General features: G+C 64.7%; 15 protein-coding genes. 5 read left to right on the top strand and 10 right to left on the bottom strand.

The features are described from left to right. Positions 1–366 precede the first annotated feature (366 nt). From EDF58_RS04180 to rpiB, 7 genes are all read right to left on the bottom strand, one after another. Positions 367–564, bottom strand: coding sequence for a hypothetical protein (locus EDF58_RS04180; RefSeq protein ID WP_132262917.1), 198 nt, complete (start codon positions 562–564; stop codon positions 367–369). 167 nt (positions 565–731) lie between these two features. Then, positions 732–1346 carry a 30S ribosomal protein S4 gene (gene rpsD, locus EDF58_RS04175; protein WP_021235709.1) on the bottom strand — a complete coding sequence of 205 codons (615 nt, stop codon included), beginning with the start codon at positions 1344–1346 and terminating at the stop codon, positions 732–734. A 339-nt stretch (positions 1347–1685) separates the two neighbouring features. After that, complete coding sequence (locus tag EDF58_RS04170) at positions 1686–2438, bottom strand: RNA methyltransferase (protein ID WP_132262915.1); 753 nt, start codon at positions 2436–2438, stop codon at positions 1686–1688. Next, positions 2431–2919, bottom strand: coding sequence for a transcriptional regulator NrdR (gene nrdR / locus EDF58_RS04165; protein ID WP_132262913.1), 489 nt, complete (start codon positions 2917–2919; stop codon positions 2431–2433). Before nrdR ends, EDF58_RS04170 begins: the two co-directional genes overlap by 8 nt. A gap of 32 nt (positions 2920–2951) precedes the next feature. Beyond that, the gene (locus tag EDF58_RS04160; protein ID WP_132262912.1) at positions 2952–3176 is read right to left on the bottom strand and encodes a hypothetical protein; all 225 of its coding nucleotides are present in this window, start codon (positions 3174–3176) and stop codon (positions 2952–2954) included. 19 nt (positions 3177–3195) lie between these two features. Then, the gene (gene glyA, locus EDF58_RS04155; protein ID WP_132262910.1) at positions 3196–4494 is read right to left on the bottom strand and encodes a serine hydroxymethyltransferase; all 1299 of its coding nucleotides are present in this window, start codon (positions 4492–4494) and stop codon (positions 3196–3198) included. Between the two features lie 17 nt (positions 4495–4511). Then, on the bottom strand, positions 4512–4949 hold the full coding sequence (gene rpiB / locus EDF58_RS04150) for a ribose 5-phosphate isomerase B (RefSeq protein WP_132262908.1): 438 nt from the start codon (positions 4947–4949) through the stop codon (positions 4512–4514). 166 nt (positions 4950–5115) lie between these two features. Here rpiB and EDF58_RS04145 point away from each other — a divergent pair, with 166 nt between their 5' ends. Then, positions 5116–6828 (top strand): M28 family peptidase, encoded by a 1713-nt coding sequence (locus EDF58_RS04145; RefSeq protein WP_165921329.1) that lies wholly within the window; start codon positions 5116–5118, stop codon positions 6826–6828. A 95-nt stretch (positions 6829–6923) separates the two neighbouring features. Next, positions 6924–7175, top strand: coding sequence for a hypothetical protein (locus EDF58_RS04140; protein WP_132262905.1), 252 nt, complete (start codon positions 6924–6926; stop codon positions 7173–7175). Between the two features lie 65 nt (positions 7176–7240). Here the strand turns inward: EDF58_RS04140 and rpoD are convergent, their stop codons facing one another. The 3 genes from rpoD to EDF58_RS04125 are packed head-to-tail and all read right to left on the bottom strand — an operon-like array spanning position 7241 to position 11669. Then, positions 7241–9259 (bottom strand): RNA polymerase sigma factor RpoD, encoded by a 2019-nt coding sequence (gene rpoD / locus EDF58_RS04135; RefSeq protein WP_132262904.1) that lies wholly within the window; start codon positions 9257–9259, stop codon positions 7241–7243. Between the two features lie 40 nt (positions 9260–9299). Then, positions 9300–11189 carry a DNA primase gene (gene dnaG / locus EDF58_RS04130; protein ID WP_132262902.1) on the bottom strand — a complete coding sequence of 630 codons (1890 nt, stop codon included), beginning with the start codon at positions 11187–11189 and terminating at the stop codon, positions 9300–9302. A gap of 27 nt (positions 11190–11216) precedes the next feature. After that, the gene (locus EDF58_RS04125; RefSeq protein ID WP_132262901.1) at positions 11217–11669 is read right to left on the bottom strand and encodes a GatB/YqeY domain-containing protein; all 453 of its coding nucleotides are present in this window, start codon (positions 11667–11669) and stop codon (positions 11217–11219) included. Positions 11670–11832: 163 nt separating this feature from the next. Between EDF58_RS04125 and carA the strand changes: the two genes are divergently transcribed. The 3 genes from carA to carB all read left to right on the top strand — a co-directional run bounded on the left by carA (position 11833) and on the right by carB (position 16914). After that, positions 11833–12999 carry a glutamine-hydrolyzing carbamoyl-phosphate synthase small subunit gene (gene carA, locus EDF58_RS04120; protein ID WP_132262899.1) on the top strand — a complete coding sequence of 389 codons (1167 nt, stop codon included), beginning with the start codon at positions 11833–11835 and terminating at the stop codon, positions 12997–12999. Positions 13000–13165: 166 nt separating this feature from the next. Continuing rightward, positions 13166–13543 (top strand): hypothetical protein, encoded by a 378-nt coding sequence (locus EDF58_RS04115; protein WP_132262897.1) that lies wholly within the window; start codon positions 13166–13168, stop codon positions 13541–13543. A 47-nt stretch (positions 13544–13590) separates the two neighbouring features. Beyond that, on the top strand, positions 13591–16914 hold the full coding sequence (gene carB, locus EDF58_RS04110; protein WP_132262896.1) for a carbamoyl-phosphate synthase large subunit: 3324 nt from the start codon (positions 13591–13593) through the stop codon (positions 16912–16914). Positions 16915–16925 lie beyond the last annotated feature (11 nt).

Below are 16925 nucleotides of genomic sequence, written 5' to 3'. Positions count from 1 at the left end.
GGCATGATGGGAGCTTGGGGCGAGGCGGAGGTGATGTTCCGGGGCTAATCCCAAGAGGCCAACCCAATTCGTCGCTCTCCTAAGCCGCCACACATCCTTCGTCATTGCGAGCGTAGCGAAGCAATCCAGGGGCGGCTCTGCGCGACTCTGGATTGCTTCGCTACGCTCGCAATGACGATGTGTATTGGGCAACCGACATAGTATCAGCGAGGGCCATCACATTTTGCGAAGATCGCATCGCGTTGGCAGACGGCACTGCGTTGGTGGCGCATCGCGCGGACGCGGCTTCGAGTATCCGGAATAACCGGGCGCCACCGATCCAAGGCTGTCAGCGAGGCCCAAAGGCCGCATACTCACCGCCCTAGATCAGGCGGCCTCCAGGCCTTCTTCGAGGTCCTCATGAAGGGCGCCGATCTCTAGCTTGGTGCCGACGTACGTCACAAAGCGTCCGGTTCTGGAATCGAGGAATCCGGCACCGATCTCGGCCGCGAACTGCTTGGCGGTTTCGAGGTCGGGGTACCATTTGCCAGTGCGATTGGGAGTGATGAAACGATATCGGGACATGATGCAGGTCTAATGCACAAGTTCCATGTCCGTTCCCTGACAGAACCAACGATTCGGCGCGGTTTTTCAGCGTTTTGGCGCAGCAACGATAAGACTGCGCAGGGCAACAAAAAGGGCGGCTCCGCGAGGGAGCCGCCCTTCCTATTTCTGGCCGATAGGCCCGAAACTTAGCGCGAGTAGAACTCGACGACCAGGTTCGGTTCCATCTTCACCGGATAGGGCACTTCGTCCAGCGAGGGAACGCGAACGAAGGTCACCTTGTCGGTGCCGTCCTGAGCGACGTAGTCGGGGACTTCACGCTCGGGCAGGTTCTGGGCTTCGATGATCAGCGCCATTTCCTTGGCCTTGTTGCCCAGGCTGATGACGTCGCCGACCTTCACGCGACGCGAAGCGATGTTGCACTTCACGCCGTTGACGCGGATGTGGCCGTGCGAAACGATCTGGCGAGCCGCAAAGATGGTGGGCGCGAACTTCGAACGGTACACGACCATGTCCAGGCGCTGCTCGAGCAGGCCGATCAGGTTCTGGCCGGTGTCGCCCTTCATGCGCGAGGCTTCCTGGTAGGTAGCCTTGAACTGCTTCTCGGTCACGTCGCCGTAGTAGCCCTTGAGCTTCTGCTTGGCGCGGAGCTGCAGACCGTAGTCAGACAGCTTGCCCTTGCGGCGCTGGCCGTGCTGGCCAGGGCCGTAGCTGCGGCGGTTGACCGAGCTCTTCGGGCGACCCCAGATGTTCTCGCCCATGCGGCGGTCGAGTTTGTACTTGGCGCTTTTACGCTTCGACATAAGTCGTTCTCCTTTTCTGCTGCCGCTGCCACGGTGGAAGCGGTCCATGTTTTCCCGGGGCGCACCATTCCGCCTAATATGCGGAATGCGGCCGCCGCTTCACCGGGGTGCGGGGCCGAATGGACAGACCTGTCAAGAAGGCAGGCGCCATGTGAAGGGGTGCCCCATACGGGCTCGGGCAGGAATGTCAAGCGAGATGGCGTTTTTGGACAATCCGCAGCAGCGGATTGTAGCGGCACCGGCCCTCTCCCCCAGCCGACCTCCCGCGAGTGTACCCTGTTGGGAGGTCGGGTGGGGGAGAGGGCCGGTGCCGCTACCCGGCGACAGCCGGGCAAAAAATCAATCTCGCGGGCGACGCTTGTTTCCGAGGGCAGAGAGCACACCGCGAAGGGTGCGCACTTCGAGGTGATTCCAGCCCGGCTTCGTGAGAAGGTTGCGCAAGGTCAGCCGGTTGGCTGCCGCACGCGTTTCGGGCCAGAAATAGTTCTTGGGTTCGAGCAATTGCTCGAAGTGGCCGATGAGGCCTTCCAATTCGTCTTGCGGGGCAGGGGGGAGCAATTCCTCCTGCGTGGGCTGCGCGAGTTCGCCGGACGCCGCGGCGCCCTTTGACCATTCGTAAGCGCAGAGAATAACCGCCTGCGCCAGATTGAGCGAGGCGAACTCGGGATTGATCGGCACCGTCAGGATCGCGCGGGCGAGCGCGACGTCCTCGGTCTCCAGGCCCGAGCGCTCCGGCCCGAAGACATAGGCCGAGCGGGCGCCGGTGGCTTCCGCTGCAGCGTGGATTTCACGCGCGGCCTGCTCGGGGGTGACGACGGGCTTGGTGACGCCGCGCTTGCGCACGGTGGTGGCGTAGACATTGGCGCAGTCTGCCACGGCTTCGGCCAGCGTCTCGAAGACTTCCGCTTGCTCCAGGACAACGTCGGCGCCTGCCGCCGCCGGACCGGCCGAGGGATTGGGCCACCCGTCGCGCGGGGAGACGAGGCGCATTTCCACGAGGCCGAAATTCAGCATGGCGCGCGCGGCCTTGCCGATGTTCTCGCCCAGTTGCGGGCGGACCAGCACGACGACCGGCTTGTTCACGTCAGTCATTCTTGCTGCCTTCCATGGCGCCCGGACCCGCGACATCGCGGACTGTTCCGGCAAATTCCTCGAAGTCACGCGCTTCGTTGAAGGCGCGGTAGACCGAGGCGAAGCGGATATAGGCAACGGAATCGAGCTGGCGCAGGCCTTCCATCACCATTTCCCCGATCTCGCGCGAGGAGACTTCCGATTCCCCCAGGGTCTCGACCTGGCGCTGCACGCCCGAGACCAGTTGGTCGATCTTCTCGCGCTCGATTCCGCGCTTGCGGCAGGCGAGCGTGGCCGACTGCTCGATCTTCGCGCGGTCGAACGGTTCGCGGGTGTCGTCGCTTTTCACCACGGTGATTTCGCGAAGCTGCACACGTTCGAAAGTCGTGAACCGCGCGCCGCAGCTGGAACACTGGCGGCGGCGGCGGATCGCGGTATTGTCCTCGGTCGGGCGGCTGTCCTTGACCTGGGAATCGTCGTGAGCGCAAAAAGGACAGCGCATTCAGTCAGCTACTTTCAAAACTTGAGAGACTTTCAGGGGCGCACGCGCTTGTAGAACTGGTATCCCGCACCGACCGCAAGGCCGAGCGGGATAGACACGAACGGCAGCACGGCGGCCGCGACCGCACCCGCCGCGCCCCAGATCAAGACCGGCTTGGTGGAGGGATGGCCCATGCCATCCTGAAGCATTCCGGCCAGCTCATGGCGGGCGTCGGACATGAAATCACCGGTGTCGTTGGGGCGGTTCGGGTCGGTCATGGCACTGGGGCTCCTGAAATCAGTCCTCGTAGATCGGGAATCGATCGCACAGCGCTTCAACGCGCGCACGCACGTTCTGCTCCACCTGAGCGTCGCCCGCTTCGCCGCACTTGGCAAGGCCGTCGAGCACGTCGGCGACCATGTTGCCGATTTCGCGGAATTCTTCCGGGCCGAAACCGCGCGTGGTACCGGCCGGCGAACCGACGCGGATGCCGCTGGTCTTCATCGGCGGCAGCGGATCGAAGGGGATGCCGTTCTTGTTGCAGGTGATGCCCGCACGTTCCAGCGCCTCGTCCGCGTCCTTGCCGGTCACGCCCAGCGGGGAAAGGTCGATCAGCGCGAGGTGCGTGTCGGTGCCGCCCGAGACGATCGCCGCGCCGCGTGCCTTGAGCGTTGCCGCGAGGACCTGCGCATTCTCGATCACGCGCGCGGCGTAGTCCTTGAACTCTGGACGCAGCGCTTCACCGAAGGCCACGGCCTTGGCGGCGACGACGTGCATCAGCGGGCCGCCCTGAAGGCCGGGGAACACCGCCGAGTTGATCTTCTTGGCGAGCGCCTCGTCATTGGTGAGGATCATGCCGCCACGGGGCCCGCGCAGCGTCTTGTGCGTGGTGGTGGTGGCGATGTGCGCGTGCGGGAACGGCGAGGGGTGCAGGCCAGCGGCGACCAGACCTGCGAAGTGCGCCATGTCCACCTGGAACAGCGCGCCCACGGCATCGGCGATTTCGCGCATGCGCTTGAAGTCGATCACGCGCGGATAGGCGGAGCCGCCGGCGATGATCAGCTTGGGCTGGTGCTCCTTGGCCAGGGCCTCGACCTCATCGTAGTCGATCAGGTGGGTGTCCTTGGTCACGCCGTACTGCACGGCTTTGAACCACTTGCCCGAAAGCGCGGCGCGCGCGCCGTGGGTAAGGTGGCCGCCGGCATCGAGGCTCATGCCCATGATGGTGTCGCCCGGCTTCACGGTGGCGAGGAGCACGGCGCCGTTGGCCTGCGCGCCCGAGTGGGGCTGGACGTTGGCGAAACCGCAGTCGAACAGCTGCTTCGCGCGTTCGATGGCGAGCGTTTCCACTTCGTCCGAAGGCTCGCAACCCTGGTAGTAGCGCTTGCCGGGATAGCCTTCGGCGTACTTGTTGGTCAGCACCGAGCCCTGGGCTTCCAGCACGGCCTTGGAAACGATGTTTTCCGAGGCGATCAGTTCGATCTGCTTGCGCTCGCGGCTGAGTTCGTGGCCTATGGCCTTGGCGACGGCGGGGTCGCTCTGGGCAACGCCGTCAGTGAAGAAACCGGCGGAACGGATGGCGGTATCTACAGTCATGTTCGGGTTTCTCCGTTTCAGAAGACGGGGTTGGAAAGCTTTTCGACGCGGCCCGCGTGGCGTCCGCCACCGAACTCGGCCGAAAGGAAGGCATCGAGGCAGGCCTTGGCCATGTCTTCGCCGGTCAGGCGCGCGCCCATGGCGATGACGTTGGCGTCATTGTGCTCACGTGCGAGAGCGGCCGAAAGCGGCTCGGATACGAGCGCGCAGCGGCAGGCGGGATCGCGGTTCACGGCAATCGAGATGCCGATGCCCGAGCCGCAAAGCGCGACGCCGAACTGGACCGTACCGTCGGCAACGACGGAGGCCAGCTTGTAGCCGTAGTCGGGATAGTCGACACGGTCTGCGGTGTCCGGGCCGAGGTCGGCGACTTCGTGGCCTTGCTCGATAAGGTATTCACGCAGGGTCGCCTTGAGGTCGATGGCGGCGTGGTCTGAAGCAATCGCAATGCGCATGGGATCGGGCTGCCTGTCCTGATGCGGAGATTCGTTGCGCCTCCCCTTAGTCGTGACTTCGTCGCATTGCGAGTCTTGCGCGCGAACGGATTCGAAAGGGACTGGTTCCCCGTGAGGGAAGTGGCATTGTGCACGGGGAATGTTACCGGAATTTCAGGAGGATCGCATGAAAAACGGCAAGTGGCTGATGGCGGCGATCCTTCTGGCCATCGTGCTCGCCATCCTGGGCACGACACCGCCGCGCCCCGCGCCGGTTTCCGCGCCGCCCGCGGAATTCTCGGCCATGCGGGCCATGGGCGATATCGAGCGCATTGCCCGCGCGCCGCATCCCAGCGGCTCGGACGAACACGCGGCCTTGCGCGGTTATCTGATGCAGCGCCTGGGCGGATTGGGGCTGACCGTGCGTACGCAGGACGGGCAGTTTCCGGAAGGCGCACGCGCGGCGCTCAACCGGCGCAGCGGGGCGAAGGCGCAGCGCATTCCGCTGGTCAATGTGCTGGGGCTGCTGCGCGGCAAGGAGCCGAATCTCCCGGCCGTGGCGCTGATGGCCCATTACGACAGCGTCTGGGGCTCTCCGGCAGCGGCGGACGACGGCGCGGGTGTGGCCTCGATTCTCGAAACGGTGCGCGCGCTTTCGCTCGATCGCGACCGGAAACGCGATGTGCTGGTGATCCTGACCGATGGCGAGGAAGCCGGGCTGAACGGGGCGAAGATGTTCTTTGCCGAGGCGGGCGAGGCAGGGCGGATCGGCGCGATCGTGAATCTGGAGACGCGTGGGGGCGGCGGGAAGGCCAATCTGTTCCAGACTTCCGCGCTGAACGGCGAAGCGGCGCGGATCTGGGCGGCTTCCGCGCCGCATCCGGCGGGCACTTCGCTGGCGACGTTCATCTACAGCATTCTGCCCAACGACACCGACCTGAGCGTCGCCCTGCCGCGCGGCTACACCGCCTGGAACTTCGCCTTCATCGGCAGGCCCGGGCTCTATCACTCGCCGCTGGCGACCGCGCAGAACCTTGATCGCGGCGCGCTTCAGCAGATGGGCGAGCAGACCCTGGGACTGGCGCGCGCCTTGACGCAAACCTCGGAACTGCCGCGGCAGGCGCCGGATATCGTGTTCTTCGATGTCTTCGGCCTGTTCGTGCTCCATTATGCGCCGCGGTGGGGCTGGGCGATGCTGGCGGTGGCTTTCGCGGGCTATGGCATGATGGCCATGCGGCGGCCCGATCCTCCCGCGCTGGTGGGCGGGGCAGTGCGGATGCTGACCTTTGTCGTGCTCACCGGCGGGTTGCTCTGGGCGCTGAACCTGGTGTCCGGAGCGGACGGTCCGGTGAACTATTACGACCGGCTGGCGGCGATCCCGAGGCTTCAGGCGGTGGCCTTGTGCGGTTCGCTCGCGGTGGGGCTGGCGTTGCTCTGGCAGCGGCCCGATTCGGCATCGGGCGAGGTGGGGCTGGTCCTGCCGGTCTGGCTGGCCGGAGCGGCGTTCCAGGTTTTCGCGCCGACGGCGGCCTATGTCCTGACCGTGCCCTTGCTGCTGGGCGGCGTGGTCGCCTTGCTGCGTGGCGCGATGCCGAGGCGCGACCCGGTCCTTGCGAGCGTGATCGTTGCGGCCCTGGTGACGGGCTATGCGCTGCTCCTGGGCTATTCGCTGATGCAGGCGGTGGGGCCGGTCGTTCCGATGGTTTGCCTGGTGCCGCTGCTGATGGCGGTGCCGGTGCTCGTGCCGCTAAGGCGGCCGCTGCCAAAAGGGGCGGCGCGTGGGGCGGCCGCGGCGCTGCTGGTGCTGGCGATCGGGATCGCGCTCTGGGTGCGGTGGGACGCCCCGGCAGCAAGCGTGGCGGCCTACGACCAGGTTCGTAAGCTCGGGGTGAAGGGCTAAGGGTTATTCCGGATGAGGAAAGACTGTAGTCTTGCGATTACCGCAAGCTGCGGGCAGCCTCGTGGCGGTTTTGACCCGCTGAAGGGAGAGCGACCGTGAAGCGTATTGTGCTGTCGACATTGGGTATGGCCGGTATTCTGGTGATGGCAGGATGCATGGAGACCATGCCGGGACCGGACCGCCCCCATCGGCCGCCTCCGCCGCGCCCTGAGCAACCGGCGATGTGCACGCGGGAATATGCACCGGTATGCGCGGTGAAGCGCGGTAAGCGCCAGACTTTCAACAATGCCTGCATGGCGCGGGCGAAGGGCTACGACGTGGTCGACCAGCGTCCTTGCGGACGATAGGTTAACCGGCGAAGATCAAAAAAAGCCCCGCTTCGGCGGGGCTTTTCCTTGAAATTTCGCTGCTTTCACTGATCGAGGAACGAGCGCATCTTGCGGCTGCGGCTCGGGTGCTTGAGCTTGCGCAGCGCCTTGGCCTCGATCTGGCGGATACGTTCGCGGGTAACCGAGAACTGCTGGCCGACTTCCTCAAGGGTGTGGTCGGTGTTCATGCCGATGCCGAAGCGCATGCGCAGCACGCGCTCCTCGCGCGGGGTCAGCGAGGCAAGGACGCGGGTGACCGTTTCCTTGAGGTTCGCCTGGATCGCCGCATCCACCGGGATGATCGCGTTCGTATCCTGGATGAAATCGCCCAGGTGCGAATCTTCCTCGTCGCCGATCGGCGTTTCGAGCGAGATCGGCTCCTTGGCGATCTTCATCACCTTGCGGACCTTTTCGAGCGGCATGGACAGGCGCTCGGCCATTTCCTCGGGCGTGGGCTCGCGGCCCTGCTCGTGGAGGAACTGGCGGCTGGTGCGGACCAGCTTGTTGATCGTCTCGATCATGTGCACCGGGATACGGATCGTGCGGGCCTGATCCGCGATCGAACGCGTGATCGCCTGACGGATCCACCAGGTGGCATAAGTCGAGAACTTGTAGCCGCGGCGGTACTCGAACTTGTCGACCGCCTTCATCAGGCCGATGTTGCCCTCCTGGATGAGATCCAGGAACTGAAGGCCGCGGTTCGTGTACTTCTTGGCGATCGAGATCACCAGGCGGAGGTTCGCCTCGACCATTTCCTTCTTGGCGATGCGCGCCTCGCGCTCGCCCTTCTGGACCATGTTGACGATGCGGCGGAACTCGGGAAGCGCCATGCCGGTGGCGGCGGCGATGTCCGAGACTTCCGCGCGGATGCGTTCGACCGGATCGACTTCGGCCTCGGCGAAGGCCGCCCACTTCTTGTCCTTCTTGGCCATGTCGGTGAGCCAGGTGTCGTCCAGCTCGCGGCCGACATAAGTCTCAAGGAAGTCGGCGCGCTTCACCTTGTGACGCTCCGCCAGGCGCAGCATCTGGCCGCCCAGCGTGGTGAGGCGGCGGTTGAAGGCGTAGAGGTTGTCGACGAGATATTCGATCTTCGTCGCGTGGAACTTCACCGATTCGACCTGCGCGGTCAGGTCTTCGCGCAGCTGCTGGTACTGGTCTTCCTTGGCGGCCGGGAAGTCGATGCCCAGCGCCAGCGCGTCGAGACGCTCAGACTGGAGGCGCTCGAAGGCCTGGAACAGCTCGGTGATGAGCATGAACTTCTCAAGCGCTTCGGGCTTGAGGGCCGCTTCCATCTGGGCGAGGCTGAGGGTGTTGTCCTCTTCCTCTTCCTCGGCTTCGCGCTTGGGGATCGGATTGCCGTCCTCGTCGACTTCGTCGCCGGACTCTTCCTCGACTTCGTCCTCGTCCTTGAACGAGGGGCCGGCGGTCTTTTCGCTGATCTCGCCGTCGTCGTCGCCTTCACCGTCCTCGGACAGGCTTTCCGGCGCGGGCTCCTTCGAGAGCATGGCGTCGAGATCGAGGATCTCGCGCAGCTGCATCTCGCCGTTGTTGAGCGCTTCGGACCACTGGATGATGGCGTGGAACGTGATCGGGCTCTCGCAGAGGCCCAGGATCATCATGTCGCGGCCGGCTTCGATCCGCTTGGCGATGGCGATCTCGCCCTCGCGGCTGAGCAGTTCGACGGCGCCCATTTCGCGCAGGTACATGCGCACAGGGTCGTCGGTGCGCTCGACCGTTTCCTTCTTCTTGGTATCGACCACCATGCGGGGCGAAACGTCGTCCGAATCGGACTCCTCGTTGTCGCGGTCGTCGTCTTCCTGCTGGCCTTCGGAATCTTCATCGCTCTCGACGATGTTGATGCCCATTTCGGAAATGGCGGCCATGATGTCCTCGATCTGTTCGGAGGACATCTGGTCTTGCGGGAGAGCTTCGTTCAGTTCGTCGTAAGTAATGACACCCCGGCGCTTGGCGCGGGCGATCAGCTTTTTGATCGCGCCTTCGTTCAGGTCGATCAGCGGTGCGTCGGTCCCGTCGTCGCCGCCGGTGTTGTCGTTCTTGCTCATTCTTCGCCGTTATCCCCGTGCATTCAACCCGATTATACCGTCAGGAAGAAGCCGCCTGTCTTGTCGCCATTTGCCTGAGCCGACTATCAAATTCCAGCTTTCTCTTGAGCAGGCGCTGCTGATCGGCAAATGCCTCTTCAGACAACTCGCTTTCGAACCTTGCCGTTGCCTGAGCCAATGCCGCGTCCAGAACCGGACGCTCTACCAGGAGGTCGATTGCCTGGGCCAGATCCTCTGCCGCCTGGTCCGCGCCGGTATCGGTGTTCAGGAACCCGAAGCGCAATCCCGAGTATTCTGCGGTGCCGGGAATCTCCAGGCCATTCTCGACCAATATGGTGGCGAGGTGGTCGCTTTCAAGCGCGCCGCTGGCCTGACAGCAATCGAGCAGCAACCCGAAGCGCGGATCGAGCCCGGGGGTGCGGGCCAGTGCCTCGGCGTGGCGCCGAACCTGCGCAGGCCATTGAATAAGCCCGGCAAGCACTGCGGCCGAGAGCGCATCCCGCGCGCCGCCGCCGGTTGCCCGGCGCAGGCGTTCGAGCGATTCGGGGGTCGATTCGGCCTGGGGTTGCCAGCGGCCGTTCTGGAAGTTCCCGCGACCGCCGCGCGGCTGGCTTGCACGGAACTGTCCGCCTCCGCCGCCACCCTGCTGCCAGCGGCTTTCACGCTTGGGAAAGGCGAATTCGGAATAGCGGTCCTGCAATTCGCGCCGGTAGAGACTGGCGATATCCGGGTGTTGAATCGCATCGACATGCGCCATCAGCCGGGCCTTGAGGCCGGCCTTGTCCTCGGGCGTGGTCAGCGGCTGCGCGTCGCGCTCCACTTCCCAGAGCACTTCGATCAGGCTTCTGGCCGCGCCGAGTGTCTCTTCCATGGCCCGGGCGCCGCGCTGTTTGATGAGATCGTCCGGGTCAAGACCTTCGGGCAGGCGCACGATGCGCAGGGAATGGGCAGGGCGGAGCAGGGGCAGGGCGCGGGTGACGGCACGCATCGCCGCGCGCTGGCCCGCCGCATCGCCGTCGAAGCAGAGCACGGGCATTTCGACATGGCGCCAGAGCATCTCGATCTGCTGCTCGGTCAGCGCCGTGCCCAGCGGGGCAACGCATTCGCCGATCCCGGCCGCCGCCATGGCGACCACGTCCATATAGCCTTCCACCACCACCATCCGGCCCGACTGGCGCGCGGCAGGCGCGGCGCGGTGGAGGTTGTAGAGCGTGCGGCCCTTGTCGAAGAGGGGCGTGTCCGGGGAGTTCAGATACTTAGGCGCATCCGTTTTCTCCTTGGAGAGGATGCGCCCGCCGAACGCGATGACGCGGCCGCGCGCGTCCTCGATCGGCAGCATGAGGCGGCCGCGGAAGCGGTCGTAGGGATCGCGGTTCTCCACCTCGATCCGCAGGCCCGCCTCGATCAGCATCGCCTCGGGGAACTTGCCCAGCGCTTCCTTCATCGCCTGCCGCCCATCGGGCGCGAAGCCGAAGCCGAAGCGCTGGAGGGTATGGGCATCGAACCCACGCGTGCCGAGATAGGCGCGCGCTGCCTCTCCGCCGGGCGAGGACAGGTTCTGCACGAACCAGGCTTGCGCGGCGGCCATCACGTCATGAAGCGTATCGCGCTTTTCCGCCGCCTTGGCCGCGCGCGGATCGGGGGCAGGGACGTCCATGCCCGCCTCGGCCGCCAGTTCCTTGACGGCGTCCATGAACGACAGGCCCTGATGGTCCGTCATCCAGCGGATCGCATCTCCATGTGCGCCGCAGCCAAAGCAGTGATAGAAGCCCTTTTCGTCGTTGACGGTGAAGCTTGGAGACTTCTCGTTATGAAACGGGCAGCAGGCCTTGAACTCGCGCCCCGCCTTGGTGAGGCGGGTCGAGCGACCGATCAGCGCAGACAGCGTTACCCGCGTGCGCAGCTGGTCGAGCCATTGGGGAGTAAGCACGGTCCTGCCGCCCGATTTCGTGTCAGGTCAGGCCAGCGCCGCCTTTACCCAGCCCGAAGCCTTACCCATGTCGAGTTGGGTGCCGTGGCGCGCCTTCAGCGCGGCGACGACCTTGCCCATGTCCTTCATGCTCTCGGCGCCGACTTCGGCCTTGATGGCCTCGATCAGGGCCTTGGTCTCTTCCTCGGAGAGCTGCGCGGGCAGGAAGGTCTCGATCACTTCCAGTTCCGCCTTCTCGTCGGCGGCCTTTTCGGGACGGCCACCTTCCTCGAACAGCTGGATCGATTCGCGGCGCTGCTTCACCATCTTCTGGAGCACGTCGATCACCATGGCATCGTCGTCCGGAAGAGAATCGGCGGTGCGCAGTTCGATGTCGCGGTCCTTGATCTTGGCAAGGATGAGGCGCACGGCGGCGAGACGCGGCTTGTCGCCCGCCTTCATCGCGGTGATCTGGGCGGCCTTGATCGAATCACGAAGCATTGTTTTCCTGCTGTTCTGATAGGTTTGGGGAAGTGTCGTGGCGCAAAACTAGCAAGCCGCGCGCCAAATTGCACCTCTCGCGCCTTGACGCGGTGCACAACCCTCTCTAGCGGGCAGCCCTTAGCACACATAGTCAGAAACGCCGTAAACGGAGCGACCCACCATGGCCGACGCCGCATATACGCTTGCGCCCAAACCTGAAGGGGCGACAGGCGTTCTCGTCCTGAGCGATGGACACGTGGTCTGGGGCCGCGGCTTTGGAGCCGTCGGCGAAGCAGTCGGCGAAGTCTGCTTCAACACCGCGATGACCGGATATCAGGAAGTGATGACCGACCCCTCCTACGCGGGCCAGATCGTCACTTTCACGTTCCCCCACATCGGCAATGTCGGTGTCAACGACGAGGATCTCGAATCCAGGGTCGATGGCGCCGTGGCCTGCGTCGTCCGCGAAGACGTGACGCTGCCGTCGAACTTCCGCTCTGCCGGTGAATTCGGCGACTGGCTCGCGCTCAAGGGCAAGGTGGGCCTTTCGGGCGTCGATACCCGCGCGCTCACCCGCCGCATCCGCCTGCAAGGCGCACCCAACGCCGTCGTCGCCCATAACCCGGACGGCGAGTTCGACATTCCCGCGCTCATCCAGCGCGCCCAGGAATGGCCCGGCCTCGAAGGCATGGACCTTGCCAAGATCGTCAGCCGCGAAATCCAGGAGGGCTGGGAAGGCTCGACCTGGGAACTCGGTGAAGGCTTCGGTGCGGCGGAGGGCGACGCTCTCCCGCATGTCGTTGCCATCGATTACGGCGCCAAGGACAACATCTTCCGCAACCTGGTGAAGGCCGGTGCACGCGTTACCGTGGTGCCTGCCGAAACCTCGCTCGACGCGATCCTCGCGCTGGAGCCGGCGGGCGTGTTCCTCTCCAACGGCCCGGGCGACCCGGCGGCGACCGGCGAATACGCCGTTCCCGTGATCCGCTCGCTGCTGGAGCGTGACGTGCCGATCTTCGGCATCTGCCTCGGTCATCAGATGCTCGGCCTTGCGGCCGGCGCCAAGACCTCGAAGATGCACCAGGGCCATCGCGGCGCCAACCACCCGGTGAAGCGCCTGGACGACGCCGTCGTCGAGATTACCTCGATGAACCACGGCTTCGCGGTCGACAACCAGACCCTGCCGGAGAACGTGGAGGAGACCCACGTCTCCCTGTTCGACGGTTCGAACTGCGGCATCTCGATCAAGGGCAAGAAGGCCTTCGGCGTGCAGTATCACCCCGAAGCCAGCCCCGGTCCGCGGGACAGCTTCTACCTCTTCGAAAAGTTCGTGGGGATGCTGGCCTGATGGGATTGGCGGGTCGGGCTCTTCTGGCGGCATTCGTGCCGCACCCCGCATCGGCGATCATTGCCGGTGCGGCCCAGCGAGCTTTCGACCCGGCATGTCCCTTTGCCTATGCAGTCGGGAGCCCGGCCTTGGTGCCGGGAACCCACCAGAGGCAAGGGGCCATACGATGACCGACCTTATCGACCACATGATCGCTTACTATATTGCCGGACAGGCTGCCGAACTCACGGTTGCGCCGCGGTTCTACCCTTACGGTGAACTTCAGCTCATCTTCGAGGACAAGGTCTCGGTGGCCGTTCGCAAGTTCGGCCCCAAAGTGCGCAAGCACGCCAAGGAAGCCGGCAAGGTCTTCATCGACCGGATGCTCGAAACGGGCGCCTGGTCGACCACGGAGGGCGAGTACGGCGGTTCGATGCACCAGTTCCAGGCTGACCGATACCGCGCGGTGATCCGCGAGGAGCAGGACAGCAACCCGATCATTCTTCAAGCCAAAGCCGAAGGCCCGGATTACTGGGACAAGGCGTTTGGCGAGCTGGTGGCCTAGGCCGCCAGTCCGACATACAAGACACACAGGACACCCCAGGACAGCCCATGCCCAAGCGCACAGACATCTCCTCGATCCTCGTCATCGGCGCCGGCCCGATCATCATCGGCCAGGCCTGCGAATTCGACTATTCGGGGACCCAGGCGATCAAGGCGCTCAAGGAAGAGGGCTACCGGGTCGTCCTGGTGAACTCCAACCCGGCGACGATCATGACCGATCCGGACATGGCCGACGCCACTTATGTCGAGCCGATCACCCCGGAAGTGGTCGCCAAGATCATCGAGAAGGAGCGCCCGGATGCGGTGCTCCCGACGATGGGCGGCCAGACCGCGCTGAACTGCGCGCTGGCGCTGTTCAACGACGGTACGCTGGAGAAGTTCGGCGTGCAGATGATCGGCGCTGACGCCGACGCCATCGACAAGGCCGAGGATCGCCAGCGCTTCCGCGACGCGATGGACAAGATCGGGCTGAACTCGGCCCGTTCGGGCGTGGCCCACACTCTGGACGAAGCGTTCGCGGTGCTGGAAACCACCGGCCTGCCTTCGATCATCCGCCCCAGCTTCACCATGGGCGGCACCGGCGGCGGCATCGCTTACAACAAGGCAGAGTTCGAGGCGATCGTCCGCTCGGGCCTCGATGCCTCTCCCACCACCGAAGTGCTGATCGAGGAATCGCTGCTCGGCTGGAAGGAGTATGAGATGGAAGTCGTGCGCGACAAGCACGACAACTGCATCATCATCTGCTCGATCGAAAACGTCGATCCGATGGGCGTCCACACCGGCGACTCGATCACCGTCGCCCCGGCGCTGACGCTGACCGACAAGGAATACCAGATCATGCGCAACGCCTCGATCGAGGTGCTGCGCGAGATCGGCGTCGAAACCGGTGGTTCCAACGTGCAGTTCGCGGTCAATCCCAAGGACGGCCGCCTGATCGTCATCGAGATGAACCCGCGCGTCTCGCGCTCCTCGGCGCTGGCGTCGAAGGCCACCGGCTTCCCGATCGCGCGCGTCGCGGCGAAGCTGGCCGTGGGCTTCACGCTCGACGAGATCATGAACGAGATCACCGGCGCCACGCCGGCGGCGTTCGAGCCGACCATCGACTACGTCGTCACCAAGATCCCGCGCTTCGCTTTCGAGAAGTTCAAGGGCGCCAAGAACGACCTCACCACCGCGATGAAGTCGGTCGGCGAAGTCATGGCGATTGGCCGCAACATCAAGGAATCGATGCAGAAGGCCCTGCGCGGCCTGGAAACCGGCCTTGACGGTTTCAACCGCGTGGTCGAGCTGGAAGGCGCCGGGCGTGACGTGATCACCGCCGCACTCTCCAAGGCGACGCCGGACCGTCTGCTGGTGGCTGCCCAGGCGTTCCGCGAAGGCTTCTCGGTCGACGAGATCCACGCCATCGCCCACTACGACAAGTGGTTCCTGCGCCACATCGAAGAGATCGTCGCCGAAGAGGCGCAGATCATGAAGCACGGCCTGCCGATCGATGCGCAGGGCCTGCGCCGCGTCAAGGCCATGGGCTTCTCGGACAAGCGCCTTGCCACGCTCGCCGTGCGTTCGGTGGGCGTCGCAGGCGGAATGGGCGAAACCCAGGCGAAGAGCTCGGGCCTCGTGCATGACGCGCTGCGCGCCATGGCCGGCGCCACCAGCGAGGACGAAGTGCGCAAGCTGCGCGAGAAGCTGGGCGTCCACCCGGTGTTCAAGCGCATCGACTCCTGCGCGGCCGAGTTCGAGGCGGTCACGCCCTACATGTATTCGACCTACGAAGCGCCGATCTTCGGTGAGCCGGAGAACGAGGCGAACCCGTCGGATCGCCGGAAGATCGTGATCCTCGGCGGCGGTCCCAACCGCATCGGCCAAGGCATCGAGTTCGACTACTGCTGCGTCCACGCCTGCTTCGCGCTTGCCGAAGTCGGCTACGAGACCATCATGGTCAACTGCAACCCGGAAACCGTATCGACCGACTACGACACTTCCGACCGCCTCTACTTCGAGCCGCTGACCGCGGAAGACGTGCTGGAAATCCTGCGGGTGGAACAGCAGAACGGCGAACTGGTCGGCGTGCTGGTGCAGTTCGGCGGCCAGACCCCGCTCAAGCTGGCGCAGGCGCTTGAGGACGCGGGTATCCCGATCCTCGGCACCTCGCCGGACGCGATCGACCTTGCCGAAGACCGCGAGCGCTTCTCCGCGCTGGTCGACAAGCTGGGCCTGAAGCAGCCGGCCAACGGCATCGCCCGCAGCCGCGACGAGGCGGTGAACGTCGCCAACCGCATCGGCTATCCGGTGCTGATGCGCCCCAGCTACGTGCTCGGCGGCCGCGCGATGGAAATCGTCGACAGCGAGCAGCAGCTTGACGACTACATCACCACGGCCGTGCAGGTTTCGGGCGACAGCCCGGTGCTGATCGACCAGTATCTGCGCGATGCGATCGAATGCGACGTCGACGCGCTTTGCGACGGCGATCAGGTCGTCGTGGCCGGCGTCATGCAGCACATCGAGGAAGCGGGCATCCACTCGGGCGACAGCGCCTGCTCGCTGCCGCCGTACAGCCTGCCCGCGGAGATCATTGCCGAGATGGAGCGTCAGGCCGAAGCGCTGGCCTTCGGCCTCAGCGTGCGCGGGTTGATGAACATCCAGTTCGCGGTGAAGGACGGTGAGGTCTACCTTATCGAAGTGAACCCGCGCGCCTCGCGTACGGTACCCTTCGTTGCCAAGGCACTCGGTCAGCCGGTCGCCAAGATCGCCAGCCGCGTCATGGCGGGCGAAAAGCTGGCCGATTTCCCGCCCTTCAAGCGCGACCTGCCGTACATGGCGGTCAAGGAAGCGGTGTTCCCCTTCGCGCGCTTCCCTGGCGTCGATCCGGTGCTCAGCCCGGAAATGAAGTCGACCGGCGAAGTCATGGGCATCGATGCCGACTTCCCGACCGCGTTCCTCAAGGCCCAGCTCGGTGCCGGCATGCGCCTGCCAGATAGCGGCACGGTGTTCGTCTCGGTGAAGGACAGCGACAAGGCGGTGATCCTGCCTGCGGTACAGTCGCTGGTGAAGGAAGGCTTCCGCATCGTCGCCACGTCAGGCACCCACAAGTACCTGAGCGAAGCCGGTCTGCCGGTGGAACTGGTGAACAAGGTGGCGGAAGGCCGTCCGCACATCGTCGACAAGATCGTCGATGGCGATATCGCGCTGATCTTCAACACCACCGAGGGCTGGCAGAGCCTGAAGGATTCGCAATCGATCCGCGCTTCGGCGCTCACAGGCAAGGTGCCGTACTTCACGACAGCGGCTGCCAGTGTCGCTGCTGCACAGGCAATTTCTGCACAGCGCGGGAGCCAGCTTGAAGTGCGTTCGTTGCAGGATTATTATAGCTGAAATCGATCTAG

Source organism: Novosphingobium sp. PhB57, from assembly GCF_004342985.1.
Lineage (GTDB): Bacteria > Pseudomonadota > Alphaproteobacteria > Sphingomonadales > Sphingomonadaceae > Novosphingobium.
The sequence above is the reverse complement of the archived record's forward strand: the minus strand, read 5'-3'. Positions and strand labels throughout refer to the sequence as shown.